This is a genomic window from Corynebacterium sp. UBA4397 (genome assembly GCF_002390965.1).
Lineage (GTDB): Bacteria > Actinomycetota > Actinomycetes > Mycobacteriales > Mycobacteriaceae > Corynebacterium > Corynebacterium flavescens.
In genome coordinates this window covers 1-26,230 of sequence record NZ_DGRD01000027.1, presented here as the reverse complement: position 1 = coordinate 26,230, position 26,230 = coordinate 1, and the positions used below count along the sequence as shown (strand labels likewise).

Annotated in this window: 22 protein-coding genes and 1 pseudogene; 18 read left to right on the top strand and 5 right to left on the bottom strand. The window is 60.8% G+C overall.

The features are described from left to right. From B2696_RS06155 to trpA, 5 genes are all read left to right on the top strand, one after another. The coding region (locus B2696_RS06155; protein ID WP_286954489.1) for a glutamine amidotransferase-related protein at positions 1-441 on the top strand (441 nt) is incomplete at its 5' end. Between the two features lie 3 nt (positions 442-444). After that, the gene (gene trpD, locus B2696_RS06150) at positions 445-1,473 is read left to right on the top strand and encodes an anthranilate phosphoribosyltransferase (protein WP_075730859.1); all 1,029 of its coding nucleotides are present in this window, start codon (positions 445-447) and stop codon (positions 1,471-1,473) included. Next, on the top strand, positions 1,460-2,914 hold the full coding sequence (gene trpCF, locus B2696_RS06145; RefSeq protein WP_286954486.1) for a bifunctional indole-3-glycerol-phosphate synthase TrpC/phosphoribosylanthranilate isomerase TrpF: 1,455 nt from the start codon (positions 1,460-1,462) through the stop codon (positions 2,912-2,914). Before trpD ends, trpCF begins: the two co-directional genes overlap by 14 nt. A gap of 36 nt (positions 2,915-2,950) precedes the next feature. Continuing rightward, a complete protein-coding gene (gene trpB / locus B2696_RS06140) occupies positions 2,951-4,165 on the top strand; it encodes a tryptophan synthase subunit beta (protein ID WP_075730863.1) in 1,215 nt (404 codons plus the stop codon). Then, on the top strand, positions 4,166-5,041 hold the full coding sequence (trpA, locus tag B2696_RS06135; protein WP_286954483.1) for a tryptophan synthase subunit alpha: 876 nt from the start codon (positions 4,166-4,168) through the stop codon (positions 5,039-5,041). A gap of 139 nt (positions 5,042-5,180) precedes the next feature. On the opposite strand, the gene B2696_RS06130 is transcribed toward trpA, so the two are convergent. After that, a complete protein-coding gene (locus B2696_RS06130) occupies positions 5,181-6,434 on the bottom strand; it encodes a dicarboxylate/amino acid:cation symporter (protein WP_286954482.1) in 1,254 nt (417 codons plus the stop codon). A gap of 331 nt (positions 6,435-6,765) precedes the next feature. Here B2696_RS06130 and B2696_RS06125 point away from each other — a divergent pair, with 331 nt between their 5' ends. The 4 genes from B2696_RS06125 to B2696_RS06110 all read left to right on the top strand — a co-directional run bounded on the left by B2696_RS06125 (position 6,766) and on the right by B2696_RS06110 (position 9,609). Continuing rightward, positions 6,766-7,233 (top strand): SdpI family protein, encoded by a 468-nt coding sequence (locus B2696_RS06125; protein WP_286954480.1) that lies wholly within the window; start codon positions 6,766-6,768, stop codon positions 7,231-7,233. 584 nt (positions 7,234-7,817) lie between these two features. Next, entirely contained in the window at positions 7,818-8,189 is a 372-nt protein-coding gene (locus B2696_RS06120; protein WP_286954478.1) for a Rieske (2Fe-2S) protein, read from the top strand. A gap of 128 nt (positions 8,190-8,317) precedes the next feature. Next, positions 8,318-9,286, top strand: coding sequence for a bile acid:sodium symporter family protein (locus B2696_RS06115; protein ID WP_286954476.1), 969 nt, complete (start codon positions 8,318-8,320; stop codon positions 9,284-9,286). Between the two features lie 11 nt (positions 9,287-9,297). Beyond that, positions 9,298-9,609 (top strand): hypothetical protein, encoded by a 312-nt coding sequence (locus B2696_RS06110; protein ID WP_286954475.1) that lies wholly within the window; start codon positions 9,298-9,300, stop codon positions 9,607-9,609. 3 nt (positions 9,610-9,612) lie between these two features. Here B2696_RS06110 and B2696_RS06105 read toward each other — a convergent pair whose 3' ends face one another. Genes B2696_RS06105 through B2696_RS06090 form a run of 4 tightly spaced genes read right to left on the bottom strand, consistent with a single transcriptional unit; the run spans position 9,613 to position 12,801 of the window. Then, positions 9,613-9,921, bottom strand: coding sequence for a branched-chain amino acid transporter permease (locus B2696_RS06105; RefSeq protein WP_075731399.1), 309 nt, complete (start codon positions 9,919-9,921; stop codon positions 9,613-9,615). A gap of 23 nt (positions 9,922-9,944) precedes the next feature. Beyond that, entirely contained in the window at positions 9,945-10,709 is a 765-nt protein-coding gene (locus B2696_RS06100) for an AzlC family ABC transporter permease (protein ID WP_276622711.1), read from the bottom strand. A gap of 57 nt (positions 10,710-10,766) precedes the next feature. After that, positions 10,767-11,363, bottom strand: a complete 597-nt coding sequence (locus B2696_RS06095; RefSeq protein WP_075730877.1) for a YqgE/AlgH family protein — start codon at positions 11,361-11,363, stop codon at positions 10,767-10,769. Between the two features lie 4 nt (positions 11,364-11,367). Next, positions 11,368-12,801, bottom strand: coding sequence for a CCA tRNA nucleotidyltransferase (locus B2696_RS06090; protein WP_075730879.1), 1,434 nt, complete (start codon positions 12,799-12,801; stop codon positions 11,368-11,370). Positions 12,802-12,832: 31 nt separating this feature from the next. On the opposite strand from B2696_RS06090, the pseudogene B2696_RS06085 reads away from it, so the two are divergent. The 9 genes and pseudogenes from B2696_RS06085 to B2696_RS06045 form a co-directional block, all read left to right on the top strand. After that, positions 12,833-13,498 (top strand): annotated as a pseudogene (locus tag B2696_RS06085) (NUDIX hydrolase); the annotation flags it as partial. Beyond that, a complete protein-coding gene (locus B2696_RS06080) occupies positions 13,495-15,738 on the top strand; it encodes a hypothetical protein (protein ID WP_286954473.1) in 2,244 nt (747 codons plus the stop codon). The pseudogene B2696_RS06085 and the gene B2696_RS06080, both read left to right, overlap by 4 nt. A 7-nt stretch (positions 15,739-15,745) precedes the next feature. Then, positions 15,746-19,237: a murein biosynthesis integral membrane protein MurJ gene (gene murJ, locus B2696_RS06075; RefSeq protein WP_286954472.1), complete on the top strand. Its 3,492-nt coding sequence runs from the start codon at positions 15,746-15,748 to the stop codon at positions 19,235-19,237. 205 nt (positions 19,238-19,442) lie between these two features. Further along, the gene (locus tag B2696_RS06070; RefSeq protein WP_286954471.1) at positions 19,443-19,976 is read left to right on the top strand and encodes a YceI family protein; all 534 of its coding nucleotides are present in this window, start codon (positions 19,443-19,445) and stop codon (positions 19,974-19,976) included. Positions 19,977-20,149: 173 nt separating this feature from the next. Then, positions 20,150-22,663, top strand: a complete 2,514-nt coding sequence (gene pepN, locus B2696_RS06065) for an aminopeptidase N (protein ID WP_286954470.1) — start codon at positions 20,150-20,152, stop codon at positions 22,661-22,663. A 111-nt stretch (positions 22,664-22,774) separates the two neighbouring features. After that, complete coding sequence (locus B2696_RS06060; protein WP_075730889.1) at positions 22,775-23,368, top strand: sigma-70 family RNA polymerase sigma factor; 594 nt, start codon at positions 22,775-22,777, stop codon at positions 23,366-23,368. A gap of 106 nt (positions 23,369-23,474) precedes the next feature. After that, a complete protein-coding gene (gene trxB, locus B2696_RS06055) occupies positions 23,475-24,401 on the top strand; it encodes a thioredoxin-disulfide reductase (RefSeq protein ID WP_286954469.1) in 927 nt (308 codons plus the stop codon). Between the two features lie 6 nt (positions 24,402-24,407). After that, positions 24,408-24,731 (top strand): thioredoxin, encoded by a 324-nt coding sequence (gene trxA / locus B2696_RS06050; RefSeq protein WP_286954467.1) that lies wholly within the window; start codon positions 24,408-24,410, stop codon positions 24,729-24,731. Between the two features lie 69 nt (positions 24,732-24,800). Beyond that, positions 24,801-25,982 carry an N-acetylmuramoyl-L-alanine amidase gene (locus B2696_RS06045; protein WP_286954465.1) on the top strand — a complete coding sequence of 394 codons (1,182 nt, stop codon included), beginning with the start codon at positions 24,801-24,803 and terminating at the stop codon, positions 25,980-25,982. The last annotated feature ends 248 nt before the right edge of the window (positions 25,983-26,230 follow it).

The window sequence follows — 26,230 nt, the reverse complement described above, 5'->3', positions numbered from 1 at the left end:
CCCATCTTCGGCGTCTGCCTCGGCTTCCAGGCCCTCCTGGACTACCACGGCGGGACCGTCGCACCTTGCGGCCCAGTGCACGGGCAGACGGTGCCCATGACTCTGACCCCGGAAGGCGCGCAGCACCCGGTTTTCCGGGGGCTGACCGTGGACGCGGAGCCGGATAATCCCGGCTACGTGGGCACCCAGGTACCCGTGGCCCGCTATCACTCGCTTGGCTGCATCGAGATTCCGGAGGGGATGCGCTCGCTCGCGCACACTCCCACCGAGATCGGCGAGGTAGTCATGGCGGCGGAGACGCTCGATGGCATGGCTCTGGGAGTGCAATTTCACCCCGAGTCCGTGCTCACCCCCGCCGGGCCCATCATCCTCGAGCGTTGTATCGAACAGCTTGTCAATCACCTCGTTACTCCTACTCCCTCCAGCCCAGAAAGGCTTTAGACCATGACCACCTCCGACTCCTTACACACCCTCCAGGAGTTCCTCGACATCAAGGAACCCACGGTGGAGCAGGCCACTGCCGTATTCTTGCCGCTGACCGTCGGCGATTATGACGACGTCCATATCGCAGCACTCCTCACCGCGATTCGCACCCGCGGCGAGACCTTCGCGGACATTGCCGGGGCCGCCAAGGCCTTCCTCGACGCTGGGCGCCCTTTCCCCATCACCGGCGCCGGCCTCATGGACAGCGCCGGTACCGGTGGAGACGGCGCGAATACCATCAACATCACCACTGCCGCCTCACTCGTGGCGGCCGCCGGGGGAGTGAAGATGGTCAAGCATGGCAATCGCTCCGTCTCCTCGAAGTCAGGCTCGGCCGACGTGCTGGAGGCGCTCGGCATCAGGCTGGACCTGGACCCGACGCGGGCGGTGCGCCAATTCGAGGGCGCCAACTTCACCTTCCTTTTTGCCCCGGCCTATAACCCCGCCATCGCGCACGTGCAGCCGGTACGCAAGGCGCTCGGGGTCTCCACCCTTTTCAACACGATGGGCCCGTTGCTCTCTCCCGCGCGCCCCGAGTTTCAGATCATGGGTATAGCCAATCCGGCCCAGGGGCAGATCATCGCCGAGGTCTTCCGCGAGCTGGGTCGCACCCGCGCCCTCGTGGTGCACGGCTCCGGCACCGATGAGATAGCAGTGCATGGATCCACCGAGGTCTGGGAGCTTCACAATGGGGAGATCACCCACTACGAGATCACGCCGGAGGAGATTGGCATTCCGCGCCACGAGCTCTCCGAGCTGGCCGGGGGAGACGGCGCCGAGAACGCCCGCCTCATCCGCGATGTCTTCGCTGGGAAGGGCAAGCCCGCGCATCGCGATGCCATCGTGGCCACCGCTGGGGCGATGTTCTACGTCTACGGCACTACACCCACTATCCGCGAAGGCGCTCAGCTGGCCGCACAACTTATAGATTCGGGCGAGGTGGCCGCATGGCTGCGCACCCACGAGGAGACCGACTATGGCACAGAGTAAGCCACACGATGAACCGCAAGGCGGACTGCCTACGGTGCTGGAATCGATCGTCGCCAAGCGCCGCACGCACTTGCCCGCCATCCGTGAACGCATCGCCCACGTGGACACGGAGAACCTGCCGCGCTCAACGCGTTCTCTCTTTAGTGCCCTGCAGGGCAGGAACCGCTTCATCATGGAGTGCAAGTCCTCCTCGCCCTCCCTGGGGCTCATCCGCGAGCACTATGAGCCGGGTGCCATCGCGCGGGTTTATTCGCGCTACGCCAGCGCGATCTCGGTGCTCTGCGAGCCGGATCGCTTCGGCGGGGACTATGACCACCTGCAGACGGTGGCGCTGTCTACGCACCTGCCGGTGCTGTGCAAGGACTTCATCATTGATCCCATCCAGGTCTATGCCGCGCGCTACTACGGGGCTGATGCCATCTTGCTCATGATGTCCATCGTGGACGATGAGACCTACGCGGAGCTGAAGGCCCTGGCCGAAAGTCTCGGCATGGACGTGCTCACTGAGGCCATCACTCGCGAAGAGGTTGACCGCGCGTGCGCCTTCGGTGTAGACATCATCGGCATCAACAACCGCAACCTCCACGACCTCAGCATCGATCTCACGCGCTCGGCCCAGTTGTCCGAGTATGTCCCCGCGGGCAAGGTCGTCGTCTCCGAGTCAGGCATCCGTGACAACGCCACCGTGCGCCGACTGGGCGGGCATGCCAACGCCTTCCTTGTGGGCTCCCAGTTGACCAGCCAGCCGGACATCGACCGCGCGGCCCGGCGCCTGGTCTACGGGGAGAACAAGGTCTGCGGCCTTACGTCGTGGTCCGCGGCCCAGGCGGCCCGCGCGGCCGGAGCTGTCTACGGCGGCCTCGTCTTCGCCGAGGGTTCGCCCCGCAATGTTTCACGTGAAACCGCCGCAGACATCATCTCCCACGAACCCGACTTGGACTACGTCGCGGTATCGCGCCGCGTCGATGGCTTCGAGGAGCTGGCGATGCCGGGCGTGAGCGCTATCCAGGTGCACGCACCTTATCAAGGAAGCATTGCCACGGAGCTCGATCTCATCGCCCGTGTGCGCTCGGCAGTAGGAGAGCGCGAGGTCTGGCGCGCTGTCTCCATGGACGCGCCGGAGGGTCCAGAGGTCGCTCGCGGGCTTGCCGGACACGTGGACAGGCTCGTGCTCGATGCCGGGCAGGGCGGCAGCGGAATCTCCTTTAATTGGTCCTCCATCCCCGCCGAGCTCAAGTCCACGTGCCTCCTGGCCGGGGGGCTGGGCCTGAACAATCTGCCGGAGGCGCTACAGGTTGGTACCGCCGGAGTCGATCTCAACTCCGGCGTGGAGACTTCTCCGGGGACGAAGGACTCCGGCCTCATCGCCCGGGCCTTCGCCATCATCCGGAGCACCGTCAGCGAAGAAGAACAGCACTCAGCTCTAGCAAGTAATTTGTAGTTAGTAATAGTTAACAAGCAGTTTAGGAATGATCTCATGACCGATGCACAAGAAAACCGGCAGACGCTACTTCCGGCTTATTTCGGGGAGTTTGGTGGGCAATTCGTCCCCGAGTCCCTCATCCCAGCCCTCGACCAACTGGAACAAGCCTTCGTCGACGCGCAGGCAGACCCAGAGTTTAAGAAGGAGCTCGCCGGCTACCTCAAGGACTACCTTGGCAGGCCTACTCCTCTGACTGAGGCCACCAAGCTCGGCGGCAAGGCGCGAATCTTCTTAAAGCGCGAAGACCTCGTCCACGGCGGAGCACACAAGACCAATCAGGTCATCGGCCAAGCCCTACTGGCCAAGCGCATGGGCAAGACCCGCATCATCGCGGAGACCGGCGCTGGCCAGCACGGCACAGCCACGGCCTTGGCATGCGCGCTGCTCGACCTCGACTGTGTTATCTACATGGGCGCTAAGGATGTCGAGCGCCAGCAGCCCAACGTCTACCGCATGGAACTGATGGGGGCGAAGGTGATCCCGGTGGACTCCGGTTCCGGCACCCTCAAGGACGCCGTCAACGAGGCCCTTCGCGATTGGACCGCCACCTTCCACGAGTCCCACTATTTGCTCGGCACCGCCGCCGGTCCCCACCCCTTCCCAACCATCGTGCGCGAGTTCCACCGCGTCATTTCGCGTGAGGCCAAGGCGCAGATGCTCGAACAGGTCGGCGCCCTTCCCGATCTCGTCGTCGCCTGCGTGGGCGGCGGCTCCAACGCCATCGGCATTTTCGCCGACTTCATCGACGAGGAGGGTGTGGAGCTCGTCGGCGCCGAGCCGGCCGGCGAGGGTCTCAGCTCTGGCCATCACGGGGCCACCATCAATAACGGCACCGTCGGCATCCTGCACGGTGCCCGCAGCTACCTGATGCGTAACTCCGACGGCCAGGTCGAGGAGTCCTATTCCATCTCGGCCGGCTTGGACTACCCGGGCGTGGGCCCGCAGCACGCCTACCTCTCGCAGACGGGTCGCGCCACCTATGTGGGCATCACCGACGCGGAGGCCCTGGAGGCCTTCCAGCTCCTCAGCAAGAAGGAGGGCATCATCCCCGCGCTGGAGTCCTCCCACGCGCTGGCATACGCCCTCAAGCGCCGCGACGAGGACATCACTATCCTAGTCTCCCTCTCCGGCCGCGGCGACAAGGACATCGACCATGTACGCCATACCCTCGAAGCACGTCCCGAATACATCCTCAAGGAGGAGAAGTAAATGACTGCGCGTTATGAGAAGCTCTTCACCACACTCGCGGACCGCAATGAGGGAGCCTTCGTCCCCTTCATCATGCTGGGGGATCCCAGCCCGGCGGAGGCGCTCGACATCGTGCGTGCGGTCGTGTCCGCCGGCGCAGATGCGCTCGAACTAGGCGTGCCCTTCTCCGATCCTGTGGCAGATGGCCCCACCATTCAGGCCTCTCACATTCGCGCCTTGGCGGGTGGCGCCACGGTGGACTCCGCCATCGAACAGATTAGGACCATCCGGGCCGAGTTTCCGGACGTGCCCATCGGCATGCTGATCTATGGCAACGTTCCCTTCACCCGCGGTCTGGAGACGTTCTACTCTGAGTTCGCCGCCGCAGGTGCCGATAGCATCTTGCTTCCCGATGTCCCGGTGCGCGAGGGCGCTCCCTTCGTCGCCGCCGCCAAGGCTGCGGGTATCGACCCCATCTTCATCGCTCCGGCACGCGCCTCAGAGCGCACCTTGGAAGGCGTGGCTCATAGCTCGCAGGGCTACATCTATGCCATCTCTCGTGACGGCGTGACCGGCACAGAGAAGAAGTCCGAGACCCGGGGTCTCGATGAGGTGGTGGCGAATGTCAAGCGTTTCGGGGGAGCACCCATCCTTCTTGGTTTCGGCATCTCCAGCCCAGCAGATGTCGAGGCAGCGATCGACGCAGGTGCCGCCGGTGCCATTACCGGCTCTGCCATCACCAAGATTATTGATCGCCATGTTTCACGTGAAACCACAACCGGCGCGGTGGACGAGGATCAGGCACCCGCCCACATTGATGACATGGATGCCTTGGCTGCGGAGCTTAGCGATTTCGTGCGCGGCATGAAGGCCGCCACCCGCAAGGCGGCTCAGTAGGGAAAAGCTTCGTATCGCAAAACTGGAATCCCCGCCAGACCGGCCTCATTGAGGGCCGACTGGCGGGGATCCTTCTATTCGCAGCTGCGGCTTTGCTTCAGCTAACAGAACAAATAGGGGGAGTGTTTCACGTGAAACTCTACTTGTCCACGATCTCTTCGACCTCGAACTTCTCGGTCTCCTCGATCTCTTTGATCTCCTCGGGGTCCTTCAACTCGGCGACGTGCTTGCGAGCGAACTTGTCCAAGGCAAGGGCTATGGCACCATCACCCGTAACGTTGGCTGCCGTACCGACAGAATCGATAGCGATGTAGGCCGCAATCATGAGAGCGACCATGCCATCATCAAAGCCCATATTGGACTGCAGCAGGCCAACGGCGACCATGACCGCACCACCCGGCACACCGGGAGCGGCCACCATCATGATGGCAAGCAAGAGCAGGAATCCAAGTGCGTGGCCGAAGGAGACATCCATGCCCGTCATGTACACGATGGCGAAAGCATAGAAAGTCAGCTTAATCATGGAGCCGGAGAGGTGAATCGCGGCGCACAGCGGAATGATGAAGCCAGCGACAGGCCTGGAAATGCCGTTCTTCAACGCACAGCGCAGGGTGACGGGAATCGTGGCCGCGGAGGAGGAAGTGCCCAGGGCCGTGAAGTAAGCGGGTGCCATGTTCTTCAAGGCGCTGAAGGGATTACGGTGCGAGATCGCGCCGGCAACGAGGTATTGGAGCAAGAGATAAACCATCGTCATAACTACCGCAAGCACTAGAACTTTGGCGAAGGCTGAGAGAACCGTTGGAAGGTTGCCGTTCATCCCCAGACTGAGGAACATGCCGAAGATGAATACAGGAAGGAGGGGCACAACGAAGCCCCAGATCACCTTGATGATAACGTTTTCTAGTTCATGAGCCACTTTGAAGAGGTTCTCGGATTTGACCGCCGTCATGCCGACACCAATGCAGAAGGCCAACAGTAACGCGGACATGACCTCCAAGGGAGCGGGCATTTCAACCTCGAAATAAGGCTGCAAAGCACCCTCATTCACATCAGAGATGCTGGTGGAAATCTCATGGCCCTTCAGCAGAGCCGGATAGATCGCAAGGGAAAGACCATAGGCGATGAGCCCGGCGACAATAGTAGAGCCATAGGATACGGCGACCGTAATACCTAGCCACTTTCCGGCACCACGACCCATACCGGCGATGGCCGGCGTAACAAGGGCGAAGATAAGAACGGGGATGAAGAAGCCGAGGAAGTTGCTGAATAGGCCGTTGAAGGTGGCAAAAATGCGACCAAACCACTCGGGGACGAAGAAGCTGAGGGCTATGCCAAGAATGATGGCGACGATAATACGAAAGAGCAGGGAGTTAGCTATACCCTTGGGACTCATAGTTATACTTTCCGGATTTGGAGAGCCCAACGCCACACGCTAGCGGGGATAGCTTGCACGACGCCAGGCAGAGGAAGACTATTCTCGCGGCCCCGAACAGGCGCACCCGACCAGGCCACCCACGGAATGTTACCTGAACAAAAGTAAGAAGCGAACCGATATGACCCAGGCCTTGAGCAATCTCTCAAGGATTTGACCCCTTTCGGGTCTTTCACTTGCCTCGCCCAGACAGGGAAATCCACAGCGGATCCTGGAAGTTGCGAGAAAAATGATACAGGAGTGAATACGAGGGATTTAACCCGCGCCAACGATAGGCGATAAGATGAGGGGCATGCTCGCAGTTGGAATCATCATGCTTATCGTCGCCGCGCTCCTCCTCATTGTCGGCGGCCTCGCTGCAACCGGACACCTTCCGGGCAACAACGTGATTGGTCTGCGGCTCGTAGAGATCCGCAAGTCCCGCGCAGCGTGGGACAATGCCCATAAGGTGGCTGGACTTTTCTGGGTACTCTCCGGCGTAGCCCTCCTCTTTGGCGGCATCGCTGCACTGAATGCCTCGGGTTGGATGTGGCTCCTGCCCACCGCCATGTTGATAGTTTCCGTTCTTGCGCTCTCCGTGGGTTCAAACATGGGAAGCCGCGCAGCCTATCTTTTCGACCAAGCCCACAAAGAGGAGGAGGAAGGCTGCGGTGATAGCTGTAACTGTGGTGATTCCTGTGATTCCGCCTCGGAGCAGCCGGCCGCTGAGGTCGACCTAGGTGCCCTGCGCCAGGCCGCGGAAAAGTCAGACAAGCAATAGAAACTTTGCCCTAAGGACAAGGGCAGTGGGGGAGGGCGACACCTCCTCAATGCAGCACAGTGACGTTATTATTGCGGTCAGCCAATCGTCGCGCTTTAGTCACAATCGAAAGTACCTTGGCGATAGTGCTGGGAGCTCGCTGAAACGAAACGTAGAGAAATTGTTGTGAGCCACAGCGATTTCAGTTGCATATGGGATAGCGTCCTAGTTTTGGTTGGGCAGACCAATGATTGGAAACCTACTCCATTGCAGATGGGATAATGTCCCTGTCACGTTTCTGCTGACGGGATAACTACATCAACCTAAGGCTTAAAAATGCTCCACCAAGGAGTTATGCCAACTCTGGCTACTGGATTGTGTTTCTGTCCATGCTATACAGCGATGTACTGAGCCTCAAGCATGTTCTCCGCCCTAAGAAAACTCGGCAAAACTTTAAAAGGGTAGGAAAGATCAAGAAAGAGCAAAGAAGAAAAAGTCTTCCTTGTTCTGCGGCAATCTGCAAGTGTGCGCCCTGAGGAGTTAAGTCTGAGGGTGATCGCGCGAGGATTGAGAGAATCTGGGGAGAGGGGGATATTCTGGATAACATGAGTAGATGTTCGCGACGCATGTTTCTTCTCGGTACCGCAACCACGTTCGCAGGGGCGTATCTCGCCGCCTGCGGTAAGTCACCTTCGGCTGAAATCGCCGCCACGGGCATTCCGGTGGGATCCGCAATTATCGTGGACAAGGTGATCTTCGCCCAACCCACCGCCGGGATATTCAAGGCCTATTCGCAGACCTGCCCACACCAGGGCAACCTCATCACCAAGGTTGAGGGAAGCACCGCAACCTGTACCTCCCACTACACCTCTTATAACCTGATTGACGGATCCGTCATCAGCGGACCGGGAACCAAGCCGCTTGAAGAGTATGGCATTGACAACGACGGCACGACAGTAAAGACAACGGGTGCTTAGAACCTCCTAGGAGTTGAGCCTAGTGAGTGTCGAATTTCCATAGTTTCACGTGAAACCACGGTTTTCCGTTTGCGGGGGAAGGGAGGGAGATGAACCCCTCTGAGGGCAGAGGGGATAAACTCAGCGACATGAAACAGCGCTTCCCCAAAGTGGATCCCCTCATAGTCCTCATTGTTTCTGCGGTCCTAACGGCCATCATCTTTCCGGCGCGTGGCCAATTCGCGGAGATCTTCGGGGATCTCACGAATGTCGTCATTGCTCTACTCTTCTTCCTTTATGGCGCTCGACTCTCCACGCAAGAAGCCCTCAACGGCATCAAACACTGGAAGCTACACCTGACAATCCTCGCCTTTACCTTTGTGCTCTATCCTCTGGTGGGCCTGGCGCTGCGCCCGCTGACGGCATTCATATCCCAAGATATGTACCTGGGAATCTTGTACCTAACGCTCGTTCCGTCCACGGTGCAATCCTCCGTAGCCTTTACCTCCATCGCACGTGGAAACGTAGCCGGCGCAATAGTCTCCGCCTCAGCCTCAAACCTCGCGGGAGTGTTTCTTACGCCACTGCTGGCCATGCTGCTCATGGGAGCGGGCGATGGCATTCACCTCGAAGCCTCGGTATTCCTCGAGATCGCCTTGCTACTACTCGCACCCTTCATACTTGGACAACTCACGCGGCGGTGGGTGGCCGGGATTGCGGCAAACAAAGCCACCAAGATTGTGGATCGCGGATCCATCACGATGGTGGTCTATTCCGCGTTCTCCAAGGGCGTGGTGGACGGCATTTGGGGGTCCATCCAGGTGGGCGATATCCTCTTCTTAATCGCATTCTCTGCGGTTCTAGTTGCCTTCATGCTATGGCTAACACGGGTCATTAGCGCCAAGCTTGGCTTCAAACGGGCAGACATCATCGCCATCGAGTTCTGTGGTTCGAAGAAGTCTCTTGCCACTGGGCTGCCGATGGCCTCGGTCATCTTCGCCTCGGGGGGAGCCTCCCTGGGACTTCTCATCCTGCCTCTCATGATCTACCACCAGGTTCAGCTGATGATCTGCTCCTGGCTGGCAGCCCGCTATTCACGCAGCGCGGAGGAAAGCTAGACTCTGATCCCATGAGTGAGAACCTGTATGTACGCACTACCATGAACGTCACCGGAGTCGGATCAGCAATTCACGTCGCAGAACTTGCTGAGAAAGACGCCCAGACATGCACGCTCCTGCGCATGATTGCGCTCGCTCCGAATGACTCAGTCATGGGCGCAGCCACTCCACGTACTTCGGTGGGAAGCATCGACATTCCACATTCCGAGGTTCCTCATCCGGATACGTATAGCAACTTCCCGGACATCGTTGCCGAGCGCGTTGACGCCGAGACCTTTGCGGGGTTGTGGAACGAGGCCATGGCACTCTACGGCGAAATCTAGTCCCTAGAATACGAGATTGACCAGAACCATATAAAATGCGGTTCCGCCGAAAATAGACAGCGCCGAGTGGCTCCGCCAGAGATGCAGTGCCGCTGTAACTACGGCCGCCAGGCACGCCGCAGCGGCTCCACCGGGCGCCTCAGCCTGGGAACGCAGCGTATAGACCACCAGCACCGTCATGACGCCGACTGGCATGGTGATCCCCAGGAGCCCAATCAGCTGACTCTCTTTGAGGGCCTTGACAAAGCTAAAAGGCAACTGCCGCAGCAACACGGTCACCACCGCAATTGGTAGCAACACTGCGGCGACCATCCCAAGATCTACTCCAGCCGGCACTAGCCCTCACCACCTTGAGAGTGGATGCATCCAGTACTCGAGTCCTCGGCGACGACGCGGGAGACAGGGGAGAGGCGCCACGACAGCGCCTTGTCCAGTCGCGGGGATAGGTAGCGCAGCAGTAGAAGCAGGAAATAGGCACTAAGCGCCACGACGAGCAACTGTTGCGGGAATAGCACGCCCGCTAGTATCCCGAAGATGGCTGCGCTAACAGGCAGTGAAAAGTCGCGATTATTCTGAAAGCAGTCGATAGCAAGAACCACGAAAAGCGCCACGAGCGCGAAGTCGAGGCCCTGAACACTGGGCGGAATAATCTGGCCAGCTAAAGCGCCTATGAGGCCGCCTCCCACCCACAGGGACTGGCAGAAGACCTGGATGGTGAGAAGACGGGTGCCGCTGGGAACGTCACCGCGCGGTAGGGCGGAGACGATGGCATAGGCTTCGTCGGTAAGCGCGTAGGTGGAATAGGCGCTGCCGAGGCGGTTTTTGATCTGTTGGCGTGGGAACGTCAATCCGTAGAATACGTGCCGGAAGTTGACCATGAAACCCGTCAGCGCGGAGGCGAGGGCGCTGGTGCCACCGGTGACCATGGTGATGGCGAGGAACTCCATCGAGCCGGCGTAGATGACGAAGGAGAAAACCGGTGCCCACCACCACTCGAAGCCTGACTGCACCAATAGGATCCCGAAGGCTATACCAAGAGGCACTACCCCTAGCGCCAACAACCAGGCATCCTGCAGACCTTTTCTCACTTCCTGAAGCATAGGCTAGATACTAACGCATTAGACGCGCCGCATAATTCCGCAGGGTCAGAGCAGCGGCTAGTTATCCTCGAGGTTGGCCGGATAGGTGGAGTAAAGGGGAAGAGGCATGGGCTGGCGCTTCATAACATCCGCCCACAGATCGGCGCCGCCGGGCGTGATGACGTCCTGCGCTAGGGCAGGAGCCACAAACCAATCGCCGCGCTCAATCTCCTCATCCAATTGCCCCGGCGCCCATTCGGCGTAGCCGGCGAACATGCGCATGCCAGTGACCAGCTCGGCCACCTCCTCGGGCTCGGAACGCAGATCCACGTGAACAAGGCGCGGGGCCAGCCGGTTGATCTGTGTGTGCTCGTCGATATTGACGCCCTGCTTGGTCATCCCAAGTCCCACAACGGACTGCTGGTTGAGCGGACCCCCGATGTAGAGCGCCTGCGGCTTGCTCACCACGGGGAGCCACTCGGGCAACACGTTGAATAAAGCCACCTCGGAGCGCTTACTGAGATCGACACCGAAAGTGAGCATGTCATTGTGCTCAATGACGAGGACGACTGAGCGGGAGAACTGTGGCGCGAGGATCCCCGGAGCGGCCACCAGAAGCTGTCCGGGTGCGGGTTCGTTGCGCTCGAGCGCGTTAAAGAGTCTATCTGCGTACATATTGTTACTTAGACTCCCACCACTGGCGCAACTTCGCAATCGCCTCTTCTCTATCGAGGGGGCCATGTTCGAGCCGCTGTTCCTTCAAGAAGGCCCAGGCCTGGCCTACCTCGGGCCCGGGCGAAAGCCCGAGAATCCGCATGATCTCGTTGCCATCCAGGTCTGGGCGGACGCGAGCTAAGTCCTCCTGCTCCTCAAGCACCTCAATGCGATGGACCAATTCGTCGTAGGTGCGCTGCAGACGCCGGGCTTTGCGCTCGTTGCGGGTGGTGCAATCCGCGCGCACCAGCTTGTGGAGCCGCGGCAGGAGCTCACCGGCATCAGTGACGTAGCGGCGCACCGCTGAGTCCGTCCACTGGTTCTCCCCAAAGCCATGGAAGCGCATGTGCAGATAGACCAGCTGCCCGATCTCCTCAATTATGGCCTTGGGGTACTTGAGCTTCTTCAGGCGACGACGCGCGAGTTTAGCCCCCACGACCTCGTGATGGTGGAAAGTAACCTTGCCCGAGGAGGTATCGCGGGTATCGGGCTTGCCAATATCGTGCAGCAAGGCGGCCCAGCGCAGCACGAGGTCGGGGCCGTCCTCCTCCTGCTCGACCGCTTGGCGCAATACGGTGAGCGAATGGGCGTAGACATCCTTGTGCTGGGCGTGCTCATCCGGAGTCATATGCAGTGCCGAGATCTCGGGGAATACATAATCCGCGATACCGGTATCAACCAATACGTCGATGCCGTCCCAGGGAGCAACGCCACACATGAGTTTGTCTAGCTCCGCGTGGACTCGCTCGACGGTGATGCGCTGGATCTCGCCGGCCATCTCATGCATAGCGGCCAAGACTCGGTCCGCTACGCGGAACTCGAGCTGCGAAACGAAGCGAGCGGCACGCAACATACGCAGCGGATCATCGTGGAAAGACACTTCTGGCGCGGCCGGGGTATCTAGGACCCCAGCAGCCAGATCCTGTAGGCCACCCATAGGATCGTGGAACTGGCTGGTGCCGTCCGCGCGCAACTCGATGGCCATGGCATTGACCTTGAAATCGCGGCGAATGAGATCACCCTCGAGGGTATCGCCGTAGACGACCTCGGGATTGCGCGAGTCCCCATCGTAGGTGTCGGCGCGGAAAGTGGTGATCTCGATCTGCTGGCCCTTGAAAGCCGCAGAGACCGTGCCGAAATCTATCCCCGTGTCCCACACGGTCTCCGCCCACTCCTCGAGGATCTCTTTGACCACTACTGGGCGGGCCGGAGTGGTGAAGTCAAGATCGTGGCCCAGCCTGCCCAGCATGGCATCACGCACCGAGCCTCCGACGAGATAAAGGGGGAAGCCGCGCTCGGCAAAACGCGAAAGGAGGCCGGCCAACAGGCCACTGAGCGAGGAAGCGGTGCTGTCCGCGCGGGCAAGTACGCCGATTAGCTGAGTGTCCTGAGAATTCACGGGTGTGAGTCTACTACGATTGAGGGCGATGACTAACCACAAACAAAGCGCCTTTCGCGGCTCCGACACCCCGGGAAGCCCCCAGGGTGAGGGCCAAGGGAAAGGACAGGGCCGCAACCGCCGCCGTCGGCGCAAGCGTGCGGATAACCGTAACCGCCGCCCGCAGCGCCACCAACAGGGCGGCAATACGCGCATGATCACGCGCGACGAGACCTCCGCCGGTGGTCTCGTGGTCTCTGGCCTGGCCGAGGCCGTGTCCCCCGAAGGAGACGTCGATCTCTCGCGCATCTACGTAGCACTTATCGGGCGGCTCGACCGCCGCGGCAGGCTGCTGTGGTCGATGCCCAAAGGGCACGTAGAAAACGGCGAAAGCAAAGATGTCACGGCCGAGCGCGAGGTCTGGGAGGAAACCGGCATCAACGGCACGGTTTTTGCCAGCCTCGGCGTCATCGACTACTGGTTCGTCTCCGAGGGCGTGCGCATTCACAAGACGGTGCACCACCATCTCCTGCGCTTTGTTGACGGCGTGATGAATGATGAGGACCCAGAAGTCACCGAGGTTTCTTGGATTCCTGTTTCCGAGCTCATCGAGCACTTGGCCTATGCGGACGAGCGCAAACTCGCGCGCATAGCCCACGATCTTCTGCCCGATCTCGCCAGAAAGGAAGCCGCAGCGGGAAAGGCAACCCCGCGGTGACGCGCCCCAGACTCTATCGCCGGGGCAGGACCGCCGCGGCCACCGCCGCTACAGCGGGCTTGCTGGCGCTTAATGCGCCTTGGGCGGGTGCAAACACGGTCGAGGGCCCGCAGTTTAGCCCCGCAGCAGTGGTCGATACCCAGCAGTGGTCTGCGGCAAGGGCCTCCGACGAGCTTGACTTCGACCTCCTAGAGGCCCAGTCCATCTCGGTGGGAGATGCCATGCACCTGCGCTTCCTCCTGCACAATCCGACTTCCTCTACCGTGGATGATCTCCAGATCACCAGCCGCCGCGGCGATGCCGTGGCCTCCACCGACAGCGCTAGGGAGCAGTTGGCGGGCGGCGCCTTCCCTTACTTCGGGGCCTCCACCACGGCGGATTCCCTGGCGCCGGAGGAGACCAAAGAGGTAGAGCTCATCGTGCCGACTGCCTTGGCCGATGAGACCACCTTGGCCATCGATGAGCCTGGCGCCTACCCGCTGATGTTTACGCTCACCGGCTCCCGCGATGGGCAGGCCACGAGCTTTGCAGAGGAGCGCCTGATCTACGACGTCGCGCCTTCCGCCACCCCAGAACCAGGACAAGAACCAGAACAGGCCACACCACAACCGGACCAAGCCGTGCAACAAGATCCACCTCAACAGCACGCGTTGACCGTGGTCTATCCCATTACCTCGGAGATCGACATCGTCCCTGGTGATACCGGTGGAGAAGGCCTCATTTTGAGCAATGACAACCTAGCCTCAGAGCTCGCGGAAGGTGGGCGCTTGAGCGCCCTGCTCGACTCCTACTTCTCCCATAACCTGCGCGGCGCGGGCTGCGTGGCGCTCGACCCAGCCCTGATCGATACCGTGGACCGCATGGCCAGGGGCTATACCGTCAATCAGACCAGGCCTTCCGTTGCCCAGCGCCCCCAGCGCCTGCGCGATTCCTGGTTCGATTCCGATCGCGATACCCGCGGAGAGCCCGGGACAGGCTCGCAGGCGGCGGCGGCGTGGCTGGCCCGGCTGAAGAATCTCGACTGCACCATGACCATGCCCTGGGCCAACTCCGATGCCTCGGCCGTGGCCCACACCAACAACGGCTTCCTCAAGTACGAGGCCACTCAGCGTGGGGCGGAGACTATCGAGCGCATCACGGGCAAACCCGTGAGCACTGATCTCCTCGCGGTGGGTTCGGGCTATATCTCGCAGTCCCTCGACGTGCCCACCCTGGTGGCTAACAACTCCCAGTGGAAGGGCAGGGCGGCTACTTTCGACGCCTCCCTGGGCGCGCTGCTGGCACATACCGGCAGCAAGCCGCAGACGGTGGGCTATTCCAACCCGCAATTGCGCTATGACTACTCCATGGACTCAGGCCTCTCGCGGGCCTTGAGCGGTGCCGCCGGCTTATCCGTGGCTGCGCGGGCCGGGGATACCGTGGCGAAGCTACCCAACTACCAGGGGGAAAGCTCGGCGGAGGCGGCGCTCGATGCCGCGCAGAGCCTGGTGGACTCGGGGACCTCGACTGCCAGGGGCGTCGCCCAGCTGCCCATCGAGGATCAGGATTCCGCCCAGCCGGGCAGCCCCTATGCGGATCCGGCAGCCTTTAGTGATGCTGAGATTGTGCGCGTGGAGCAACAGGCGCGCTATACCGACGATCTCACCAACATCATGGTCAATGACCCATCCATCGCGCTTACCCGCTACGGCTTCACGCTGCCTCTGCGCCGCGGGCTCATCTCTTCATTTTCCATCACCGATCGCGCCACGAGTGCGCAGTTCTCTGAGGCCGTGGCCACGTCCAATGAGCGCCTCGAGAAGCAATCCGAAATGCTGCGTGAGCTGCGTGATTCGGTCTCCCTTATCCCCCCGGGCAACGTTTATACGCGTGTTTCCGAGTCGTCGCCGCTGCTCATCGTGGCCGAGAACGGTCTGCCTTTGCCGGTGGAGGCGCGCATGCTTTACGAAGCCTCCGATGACAGCGTCCTCAACACACCGGCCACTGTGCGCATTCCGGCCAAAGGCTCGATTACCGTGTCCATGACGGCTTCAATGCCCAATGACACCGACCGCTCCGATATCCGGTTGTGGCTGGCGACACCTAATGAATCGACCATTTCCCAGCCGATCAATATCGCTGTGCAGACGCGGGCCGGTATCCTAAGCGTGTATGGCGTCGGCGTAATCGCCGCGCTCGCACTGGTTCTGGCCACGTTGTTCCGGCTCGGAAAGAAGAAAAAGAATAGGCGACAAAGATAGCTCCTCTATGACTAAAGATCTAGGCCATTCGGCCAACCCCCAGGGAATAGGAACCGAGTCGGTGGAGGCAAGCACCGCCGCCACTACAGCTCCGAGTTCCTCGATCGGAGCACGCCGGCGAATTGTGACTGCCTCGCCTCCCGCGCCCGTGCCGGATCGCCGCAGTGCTCCCGCTAATCAGACAGGCCCTGTCGCTCCTGTGGAGGATAAGTCCGCGCTGCGCCGAATCAGGGCCCAAGCTTCGGACACAGATTCTGCCTCCGCCTCAACCTCAGCGGCGGGGGAGGAGTCAGCGCAACAGCGCTCGGACTCCGACAGCTCTGTGGTGCGTGCCACTGGGTCAATGGCTCTGGCCACGATGATCTCCCGCATCACCGGCTTCCTGCGCAATGTACTGATCGGTTCCTCGCTCGGCCCGGCTATTTCCTCCGCGTTTACCACCGCAAATCAGCTGCCGAACCTCATCACCGAAATCGTCTTGGGCGCGGTGCTGACCTCTCTGGTGGTCCCGGTTTTGGTGCGTGCGGAAAAGGAGGACGCCGATCGCGGCGAGGCCTTTGTCCGGCGCCTGTTTACACTCGCTTTCTCCTTGCTCGGCATCGTCACCATCGCTTCCTGCATCTTTGCCCCGCAGCTGACCATGATGATGTTGCCGGAAGATGGCAAGGTCAACGGCATCCAGGCCACCTCCTTCGCCTTCCTCCTGCTGCCGCAGATCTTTTTCTACGGGCTCTTCGCCCTCTTCCAAGCGGTGCTTAATACCAAGAATGTTTTCGGTCCCGGTGCGTGGGCGCCGGTGCTCAATAACATCATCTCCATCGCTGTTCTCGTGGCCTATCAGCTGGTTCCCGGTAGCCTGCATCCCCAGGCGCCCTCGCCGGTGAGTGATCCTCACGTGCTGCTGCTGGGCTTGGGCACCACCCTCGGTGTGGTCTTGCAGTGTCTGATTCTCTTCCCCTCCCTCAAGAAGGCGGGGATTAACCTGCGGCCGCTGTGGGGCCTCGATGATAGGCTTCGGCAGTTTGGCGGCATGGCGCTGGCCATCGTGGCCTATGTGGCCATCTCGCAGCTGGGCTACGTCATCACCACGCGTGTGGCCGCTACTGCCGATGCGGGTGCTCCCTTTACCTATCAGCAGGCCTGGCTGCTCTTGCAGGTTCCTTATGGCGTCATCGGCGTCACCCTGCTGACGGCTATCATGCCGCGCCTGTCCCGCAACGCAGCCGACGGCGACGTTAAGGCCGTGGTCAGGGATCTCACGCTCGGCACCAAGCTGACCTTCATCGCGCTGATTCCCGTGGTCGTCTTCATGACCGGCTTCGGGATCCCCATTACCCGCGGCCTTTTCCAATACGGTCAATTCGATAGCGCGGCGGCGGAGCTACTCGGCCTGACTTTGAGCTTCTCCGCCTTCACGCTCATTCCTTATGCCTTGGTGCTTCTGCACCTGCGCGTGTTCTATGCCCGCGAAGAGGCGTGGACGCCGACGTTCATCATCGCCGGGATCACTTTCACCAAGATCGTGCTCTCCCTGCTGGCGCCGCACGTTGCGGACTCCCCGCAACGCGTGGTGATCCTCCTGGGTACTGCCAACGGCTTCGGTTTCATCGCCGGTGCGGTCATCGGCGGCTTCCTGCTCAAGCGCAAGCTCGGCAGCTTGGGTGGGCGCGCGGTCATGGCCACCACGGCCTGGGCCACCTTCTCCTCCCTCATCGGCTTGGGAGTGACCTATCTGCTCAGCCTGGCGTTGAATGCGGTGCTTCCTGCGGATCTTCCGGGCATCGTGGTCCTCGTTCGCCTAGCGGTCTACGGGCTCACCTTCGTCGTCGTCACCGGGTTGGTGCTTTCGCGCTCCGGCCTGCCCGAGGTGGTCAACTTGGGCCGCCAGCTCCAGCGCATCCCTGGGCTTTCTCGCATCATCAAGATCGACGAGGCCGCGGCAATCGAGGTCGAGGCCCCGGATATGCAGGAGATCCAGCCCATCTTCAACCAGGATGCCTTCAACTCCTCTCCCATCCCGCCACCCATGTCTGCCGGCATCGTCCGCGGTCCGCGGCTGGTGCCTGGCGCACCGGTCTCGGATGGCCGCTTCCGCCTGCTCCATGACTGCGGTTCCGTCCCCGGCGCCCGTTTCTGGCAGGCCCGGGAGCAGGAAAGCGGGCGCCTGGTCTCCCTGACCTTCGTGGATACCACGGGCGAATCCCCGCTGGCTCCGGCACCTCCGGCCATTGCGGCCCGGCGCTCGGCCGCGGTATCGCGCAGCACTCGCCGTCTGGCAGAGCTTAACCTCGACTCCGTGGCGGATAATGTCGATATCTTGTCCTATCGTTCCGGCTGCCTCGTGGTCGCCGATTGGGTCGAAGGCACCTCGCTCAAGGCGGTCGCCCAGGCAGGCGATTTGGATCCGCACGCGGTGGCGCATGCTCTGTCGAAGCTGGTGGCGGATACCACCACGGCACACCACAACCACCTCGTCTTCGGCCTCGATAACCGGGACCGGATTCGGATCTCTACGGACGGCGTCGCCAAGCTGGCCTTCCCCGCCGTCTTGGAGCGCAATACCCCGGCCAAGGATGCCGAGGCCATCGCTTCGGCCATCTCCTTGTTGGTGGATGCCACCAGCCCCACCCCGGAGGTGCTGCGCTCGATCGCGGAGGATGCAGCGCAGGTCAAGCCTGTGCCGCAGGGACAAGAGACACAAGCTACCGAGGGTGCGGTATCTACGGAAGGCACAGAACACACAGAATCCGAGGCCCCGGCGGATACTACGCTGCGCGAGATAGCCCGGCGTCTGGAGGCCTATGCCCACGAGGAGGAGCCGGATGGCACCATCGTGGAGGAGAAGCTCTCCATCGCCCAAGAACCCACGCATAAGGTCAGCGAGCCTGAGGCAACCACCGGTTTTGGCGGGCGCGGATACTCCGGGTCCGGGGTCTTTATCATCGCTTTCCTGGCTACGATCTTCGTCGTGGGCATGGCGGCACTGACCACGTGGATCATGTCACTCATTGGTAACGGCGACTCGAATTCGCCGGTTGATTCCGACTCACTCAAGCAAGAGACCAGCACTGCGCGCATGGCCCCAGCGGTGTTGTTGCGGGAGGATAGTGCGCTGAGCGTTCCGGAAGGTGCCCAACAACCTGCGCTGATCGACAACGCCTCCGCACCGGCCTGGTCCACGCAGGAGAAGGGGAGTGGGGTGCTGGTCAAGCTCAGCGAACCGGCGCAGCTTAGCGTCATCCAGCTCTCGCAATCCTCGTCGCAGGGCGCGCAGTTTGAGGTCTATGGAGTGCATTCCGCCTCCTTCGACCCTGCTAATCCCACACCGGCCACCTTGCCGCTGCTCGCGGCAGGGGAGTTCGAATCCACCCAGGCCGATTTCGAGCTGCGGGAGTCCGCGGAATCCTTCGACTCCGTCCTCGTCCTCATCACCCAATTGCCGGAATCAGGTACCGCAACATTAAGTGATGTGCAGATCATCGGGCGGCCGCACAGCTAGCGCCAAGCCAGTTCCCCGCATCCTCTACTCACATCCCCGTCGCCACCGTTTCTCTCTCGGAGTACGGTGGCGATGGGCATTTTAAAACCCTCCTCACCGTGGTTTTCCCTTAGTTTTCGCGTTGATTTTACTTCAAGTGTTGACTAATTCGTGGGGAAGAGTACAATGCCTGTTGATACGTCACCAACCAACTTAGGAGATTTAAATGTCTAACCTTGCAGGCACCTGGACCCTCGACCCCGCTCACACCTACATCGGCTTTATTGCACGTCACGCCATGGTCACCAAGGTCCGCGGCAAGTTCGAGGACTTCGAAGCCTCTTTCACCGTCGCCGAGAACATTGATGATTCCACGGCAAAGGCAACCATCAAGGCAGCCTCCATCAACACCGATAACGCCGACCGTGACAATCACGTCAAGAGCGATGACTTCTTCGCAGTAGAGAAGTTCCCCGAGCTGACCTTCGTCTCCACCGGTTTCGACGTCGACGCACAAGGCAACGGCACCGTCACCGGCGATCTCACCATCAAGGGTGTCACCAAGCCCGTCACCCTTGACGTCGAGGCAGACGGCGTGGCCGAGGATCCCTTCGGCAACACCCGCTTCGGCTTCGAGGCTAAGACCAAGATCAACCGCATAGACTTCGGCATCGACTTCAATGCTCCCCTGAAGACCGGCGGCGTGCTCCTCTCCGAGGAGATTCGCATTGAAATCGAAGGCTCCGCCATCAAGCAGTAGCGCAAATACCTCAGGGCTCGGTACATTTCTTCATCCTCATCGACAGCGGCATGCTGTTGAGAAGGAGGGCGATGCGAATGTAGCGAGCCCTTATCCTTATGTTTTAAGGGCCTTCTAGCTTGGGGCACGGCCCTGTCGCCGCGAGGAACCCTGGGCAACTACCATTGGCCACCATGACTTACGCCAATCTCACTCAGGCACAGGCGCAGGAGCGTTCCCGCGCCATCGAGCTCTCCGCCTACCATGTGGACCTCGATCTTTCGGCCGTGCGCACCCAAGACACCTTCCCGGTGCACACCCGCGTCGAATTGCGCACGGAAAGCCCAGAGCTCTTCCTCGACTACTTGGGCACCAGCGTCGAATCGCTCCTTATCAACGGCAGTGTTCAGTCCCCGCACTTCGAGGAAGGACGCCTCTATTTGCACCACCTTCCGGTGGAGGAGGATCTCGTCATTGAGGTATCCGGCACCTCCTCCTACTCGCGCACAGGCCAGGGCTTGCACCGCATGTTTGACCGCGCAGATGACACGATCTACCTCTATTCCCACCTCGAGCCCTCTGACGCGCGGCGCATCTTTCCCTGCTTTGACCAGCCGGATCTCAAGGCGCGTTTCTACGTGCGCATGCTCGCCCCGCAGGAGTGGCAGATCCTTTCCAATCAGCCGGTCGCCACGCGCGAAATAGAGGGCGACTTCGCGTGGGTAACGTTTCACCCCACGCCGCCGCTCTCGACCTACCTCACCGCCTTCGCCGCGGGCCCATATGTCTCCCGCACGCGCTCTTGGACTTCTCCCGATGGCTTCCTGGACATCAAGCTCAGCGCCTTTTCTCGGGCTTCGATGGCCCAGTATGTGGATGATGAGATCCTAGACATCACCGCCGCCGGCCTCGATTTCTTCCACGAGAGCTTCGGTTTCCCCTATCCCTGGGGCGAGTACAAATCCATCTTCGTCCCCGAGTACAACATCGGCGCCATGGAGAACCCCGGTCTAGTCACCTTTACCGAGACCTATCTCTTCCGCTCCCAGGCCACGCGCGCCCAGCATGCAGCGCGCACCAATACCATCCTCCACGAGATGTCCCACATGTGGTTCGGGGACCTCGTCACCCCGCGCTGGTGGGACGATCTCTGGCTCAAGGAATCCTTCGCCGAGTTCATGGGCGCGGATTCTTCGGTGGCTGCCACTGACTATAGCGAGGCCTGGACCAACTTCGCCGGCCAGCGCAAGAACTGGGCCTACATGCAGGATCAGCTTCCCACTACCCATCCCATCAAGGCCGACATTCCTGATGTTGACGCCGCGCGGCAGAACTTCGACGGCATTGCCTACGCCAAGGGGGCCGCCGTGCTCAAGCAGCTCGTACACTACGTGGGGCGCGAGAACTTCTATGCTGGCGCGCGCGATTACTTCGCTGAGCACGCCTATTCCGCCGCCACTTTCGACGATCTCCTCACGGCGTTGAAGGGACACAGCGACCGCGATCTCGATGCCTGGTCGCGCTCCTGGTTGCGCACCTGCGGGCCCGATACCCTCACCCCGCACCTTGAGACCGTAGGAGGCAAGATTTCCCGCCTGTCCATCGTGGCCGAGGCCGCCGAAGAAACGCGCCCGCACCGGCTGGTCGCCGCGCTTTACGACGACGCCTTGGAAAAGTACGCCTCCTTCGACGTCGACCTCCCAGCAGCAGGCACAGAAACCACCATCGAGGAGGCGGCAGGCTTGGCTCGCCCCGCTCTTGTCCTGCTCAACGAGGGCGACTATACCTATGCCAAGGTCCGCTTCGATGCGACCTCTCTGGAGACCCTGCGCGCAGGACTTTCGCGTATAGATGATGAACTATCACGCGCGGTGGTGTGGACCGCGTTGTGGAATCTCACCCGGGACGGCCTCTGGCCGGTGCGCGAGTATGTGGGCACCGTTGTGGAGCACGCCATCGCCGAATCAAACCCCACGCTACTCACCACGGCCTTGGCCAATGCGCGCTTCGCCATCACTAACTTCCTGCCCGCCACCGCGCGCGAGGCCACCCGAGTCAGCTATGCCGACGACCTGTGGGCAATCCTGCGCGACGCTGCCCCCGGCTCCGACGCACAGCTCGTCCTCGCCCGCGCCAGCATCGCCGCCCTGGCGGATTCCCCCGCAGATACTGCGACACAGCGCCTGCGCGAGCTTTTAGCCGGGGAGCTTTCCGGGCTGCGCTTGGACCCGGACATCCGCTGGGCACTACTACGCGCCCTGAGTGCCAGGGACGCGGTTTCAACTGCCGAGCTCGATGCAGGAAAGGAGCGCGATTACACCCTCACCGGGCAGGCAGCACATCTTGGTGCTATTCATTCCTTCCCCAAGCCTGAACACAAACGCGAGGTCTTCGACCTGCTGCTCAGCCCGGGTGCCTTCTCGAATGCGGAGATAGACTCCTTGCTCCAGGCCTTCAACGCCCCGCGCTCGCAGAGCCTACGTGAGCCCTTCGCGGCGGAGTACTTCTCCCGCCTCGACGAGATCTGGAAGTCTCACCCCATCGAGATAGCCAACCGCCTCGTGCGCGGCCTCTATCCGGACGTAGCCCAGGCCGATGCTGCTACCACCGACTTCTTGGCCCAAGACCCGCCCCAAGCGCTGCGCCGCATCCTGCTCGAGTGCCAGGATAATCTGCGCCGCGCGCTGCGCGTGAGGGCCCTAAACTAGGGGTCAACACAGGATGAGCTGCGCAACACACTGGGCCGCACGGGCCTAGCCGGCGAAATGCCCCTCGGATAAAACTGGAAGAAACAGGTTTTAAATCCGGGGGGATTTTTCATGTCATCTACTGCTCAGCGCAGCGATCAAAAAGCAGCAACACAACAACCAGAGCTACAAGAGCCAACTGACCACGAACTCGTCCAGGCCTATATAGAAGGGGATAATAAGGCCTTTTCGGCCATCGTCGAAAGGCACCGCAAGCGCTTGACTTACGCCGCCCGCAAGTACACCCGCAGCGATGATGAGGCCCAAGACGTGGTCCAGGAGGCACTGTTGCGGGCCAGTTCCAAAATCCATACTTTCCGCCGCGAGGCCGCGCTGGGAACATGGCTGCACCGTCTCGTCATGAACAGCGGCTATGACTACCTCAATCACCGCGCGAACCGGGAGAATCTTTCCCTAGATTCGGCTGACTTTAGTGATGACCGCAACCCGCTGCTTTCTCACCACCCCAACGCCGGGCTGGATGAGCATCTCACGCTCAAAGACGCCCTGGCCCTACTCCGGGAAGATCAGAGGACGGCACTCTACCTCACTGACATCGCAGGCTATCCCATCTCCGAGGTTGCCGCGGCCCAGGGCGTGAGGCCAGGCACCATCAAGTCGCGGCGCTCACGGGCGCGGGAGGTATTGCGTGCTGCCATGACTTAGAGCTTGACCGCTCTAGCTCCTCAAGTCCTTAAAATAGCGGGATACTACTGCGTGGCGGGTAGTATCGACGGCGTTAAGAGTACGGACACAGTAAAGGGAGTTAGAAATGACAGTCCACGATGTTGCCATCGTTGGTTCCGGCCCCGCCGGTTACACTGCAGCACTCTACGCGGCACGCGCCGAGCTTAAGCCCATCGTCTTCGAGGGATTTGAGTACGGCGGCGAGCTGATGAATACCACCGAGGTGGAGAACTACCCGGGCTTCCAGAAGGGCATTATGGGCCCGGAGCTCATGGAGGAGATGCGGGCGCAAGCTATCCGCTTCGGTGCTGATCTCCGCATGGAAGTAGTGGACTCCGTTGAGCTCGAATCTGAGATCAAGCGCCTGCATGTGGGCGATGAGATCATCGAGGCCCGCGTGGTCATTCTCGCGACCGGCGCCGCACCGCGCCACCTGGGAATCCCCGGCGAGGAACAGCTTTCCGGGCGCGGCGTTTCTACCTGTGCCACCTGTGACGGCTTCTTCTTCAAGGGCCACAACATCGTCGTCGTCGGCGGCGGTGACTCCGCCATGGAGGAGGCCACCTTCCTGACCAAGTTCGCCGAGACCGTCACCATTGTTAACCGCTCCGAGAACTTCCGAGCCTCCAAGATCATGCTGGAGCGCGCGAAGAACAATCCCAAGATTCGCTGGGAACTCAATAAGGTAGTTACCCGCGTCATCGAAGGCGAAGGCAAGGTCGCTGGCCTCGCCGTCAAGGACGTGCGCACCGGCGAGGAATCGCAGCTAGACGTTACCGCCATGTTCGTCGCCATCGGCAGCGATCCTCGTTCCGCCTTCCTCGACGGCCAGGTGGAGCTAAAAGAAGATGGATACGTTAAGGTGCATGAGCCCTCCACGCATACCTCCCTGCCGGGCGTCTTTGCCTGCGGAGACCTCGTGGACAATCATTACCAGCAAGCCATCACGGCCGCCGGCTCCGGCTGCCGCGCCGCGATTGATGCGGAACACTACCTCGCGGAAAGCCGTTAGAGAATCATGAGCAATGTAAAAGATGTGACAGCTGAGACCTTCCGTAGCGAGGTCATCGAGGCGGATAAGCCCGTCGTCGTCGACTTCTGGGCGGATTGGTGCGGCCCGTGCAAGAAGCTTTCCCCCCTCCTCGATCAGATCGCCGAGGAAATGGCGGAGGAAGTAAGCGTGGTCAAGGTCAACGTGGACGAGCAACGCAATCTGGGCGCCATGTTCCAGATCATGTCCCTGCCTTCCGTGCTCATTTTCAACAAGGGCGAGAAGGTCGATGAGTTCGTCGGCTTGCGTTCTAAGGCTGACATCGTGGCGAAGATTCGAAAGCAGCTATAGCTGCGTTATCCTAATTTGGACTAATGCATTTTTGCGTCAATGGATAGGCAGCAAATGAAAGGGGCAGGTGTGAATCGTGTAACACGCGTAGGTGACCGCAGCGTTCGTGTGGCTGAGGCACGTGCAACGCTGGCACGGCTCGGCCTGTTATCGGATTACCCCGGTGAGGTCGCCGATTGGAAGCGCCAGAAATACTCGGAGGAAGATAAGTACTTCGATCCTGCGCTCTCCGAGGTCATCAAGGCATTTCAGCAGTCGCGCGGCGTCCTGCCCACGGGCGTTATTGATGAGCTGACCCTGCGCGAGCTGCGCCAGGCATCCTATACCTTGGGCGCACGAGTCCTCTTCTACGAGCCAGGCTCCGAGCTCGTGGGCGATGACGTAGCCCAACTGCAAGAACAGCTCCAAGAGCTGGGCTTCTACCGCAGCCGCGTAGATGGCCACTTCGGCCCAGATACCCATGCCGCCCTGGCGGAGTACCAGCTCAACTACGGGCTGCAGAATGACGGCGTATGCGGTCCCACCACCATCGGTGCCCTCAACCTGCTCGGCCGCCGGATCACCGGTGGCTCCGCGCACAACATCCAAGAGCGCGAGCGCGTTCGCAATGCCGGGCCTAAGTTGGCCGGCAAGCGCGTGGTCATCGATCCTGCCCTCGGCGGCAACCATGCTGGACAAATGGTACAGGGCCGTTATGGCGAGATCAGCGAGCAAGAAATCCTCTGGGATCTCACGCAGCGTATCGAAGGTCGCATGATTGCGGCAGGCATGGAAACCATCATCTCCCGCCCGCCGAATGACGATCCCTCGATCAAGGACCGCGCTGATCTAGCCAATGCCTTTGGTGCCGACTTGGTCATCTCCTTGGCCTGCGATCAATACAAGAATGACAAAGCCAATGGAGTTTCCTCCTACTTCTTCGGTTCAGAGGCCAGTAATTCCTCCCTCATCGGTGAGACTCTCTCGGGATTCATTCAGCGCGAAATCTGCGCTCGCACTCAGCTGCGCAATTGCTGGAACCACGGTCGCACCTGGGACTTGCTCCGCCTTACCCAAATGCCGGTAGTGCAGGTATTTTTGGGCTATCTCACCAACCCCGGGGACGTATCAATACTAACCAACCCCTCGGCCCGTGATGACATCGCGGAAGCTATTGTGGTCTCAGTCAAGCGCCTCTACCTGCTCGATGAGGACACCGCCATCACCGGCACGTATAAGTTCTCCGAGCTCCTCCAAGCCGAGCGTTCTTAAGCGGTTCTTCGGGGAGTAACAGATAAGAAGCGAGTCCCTTGTCGGTATTTTCCGGGATCATCTCCACCGGGCTTACCCGCTGGATTGTGCAAACGTCTAGCTATGAGCCGGCTGGGTTTGTTTTGGGGTGCCGGAAGTCGCCGTTAGGCGGTGTTGTCCTAACGGCTGGTGTGCGGGGGCTGCCAGACTATTGTCCCGCCCTTACGGGCCAGGCGCCCGCGGCGCGGTGGCGCATTCGGATCATCGTC

What these genes read in the sequence shown, in the direction of transcription:
- B2696_RS06110 (WP_286954475.1), top strand. Translation starts at nt 9,298, where the DNA reads ATGAGTGAGAACCTGTATGTACGCACTACCATGAACGTCACCGGAGTC.
- B2696_RS06105 (WP_075731399.1), bottom strand. Translation starts at nt 9,921, where the DNA reads ATGGTCGCCGCAGTGTTGCTACCAATTGCGGTGGTGACCGTGTTGCTG.
- B2696_RS06060 (WP_075730889.1), top strand. Translation starts at nt 22,775, where the DNA reads ATGTCATCTACTGCTCAGCGCAGCGATCAAAAAGCAGCAACACAACAA.
- B2696_RS06115 (WP_286954476.1), top strand. Translation starts at nt 8,318, where the DNA reads ATGAAACAGCGCTTCCCCAAAGTGGATCCCCTCATAGTCCTCATTGTT.
- B2696_RS06095 (WP_075730877.1), bottom strand. Translation starts at nt 11,363, where the DNA reads ATGTACGCAGATAGACTCTTTAACGCGCTCGAGCGCAACGAACCCGCA.
- murJ (WP_286954472.1), top strand. Translation starts at nt 15,746, where the DNA reads ATGACTAAAGATCTAGGCCATTCGGCCAACCCCCAGGGAATAGGAACC.
- B2696_RS06120 (WP_286954478.1), top strand. Translation starts at nt 7,818, where the DNA reads ATGAGTAGATGTTCGCGACGCATGTTTCTTCTCGGTACCGCAACCACG.
- B2696_RS06125 (WP_286954480.1), top strand. Translation starts at nt 6,766, where the DNA reads ATGCTCGCAGTTGGAATCATCATGCTTATCGTCGCCGCGCTCCTCCTC.
- pepN (WP_286954470.1), top strand. Translation starts at nt 20,150, where the DNA reads ATGACTTACGCCAATCTCACTCAGGCACAGGCGCAGGAGCGTTCCCGC.
- trpD (WP_075730859.1), top strand. Translation starts at nt 445, where the DNA reads ATGACCACCTCCGACTCCTTACACACCCTCCAGGAGTTCCTCGACATC.
- trpB (WP_075730863.1), top strand. Translation starts at nt 2,951, where the DNA reads ATGACCGATGCACAAGAAAACCGGCAGACGCTACTTCCGGCTTATTTC.
- B2696_RS06070 (WP_286954471.1), top strand. Translation starts at nt 19,443, where the DNA reads ATGTCTAACCTTGCAGGCACCTGGACCCTCGACCCCGCTCACACCTAC.
- trxB (WP_286954469.1), top strand. Translation starts at nt 23,475, where the DNA reads ATGACAGTCCACGATGTTGCCATCGTTGGTTCCGGCCCCGCCGGTTAC.
- trxA (WP_286954467.1), top strand. Translation starts at nt 24,408, where the DNA reads ATGAGCAATGTAAAAGATGTGACAGCTGAGACCTTCCGTAGCGAGGTC.
- trpCF (WP_286954486.1), top strand. Translation starts at nt 1,460, where the DNA reads ATGGCACAGAGTAAGCCACACGATGAACCGCAAGGCGGACTGCCTACG.
- trpA (WP_286954483.1), top strand. Translation starts at nt 4,166, where the DNA reads ATGACTGCGCGTTATGAGAAGCTCTTCACCACACTCGCGGACCGCAAT.
- B2696_RS06130 (WP_286954482.1), bottom strand. Translation starts at nt 6,434, where the DNA reads ATGAGTCCCAAGGGTATAGCTAACTCCCTGCTCTTTCGTATTATCGTC.
- B2696_RS06100 (WP_276622711.1), bottom strand. Translation starts at nt 10,709, where the DNA reads ATGCTTCAGGAAGTGAGAAAAGGTCTGCAGGATGCCTGGTTGTTGGCG.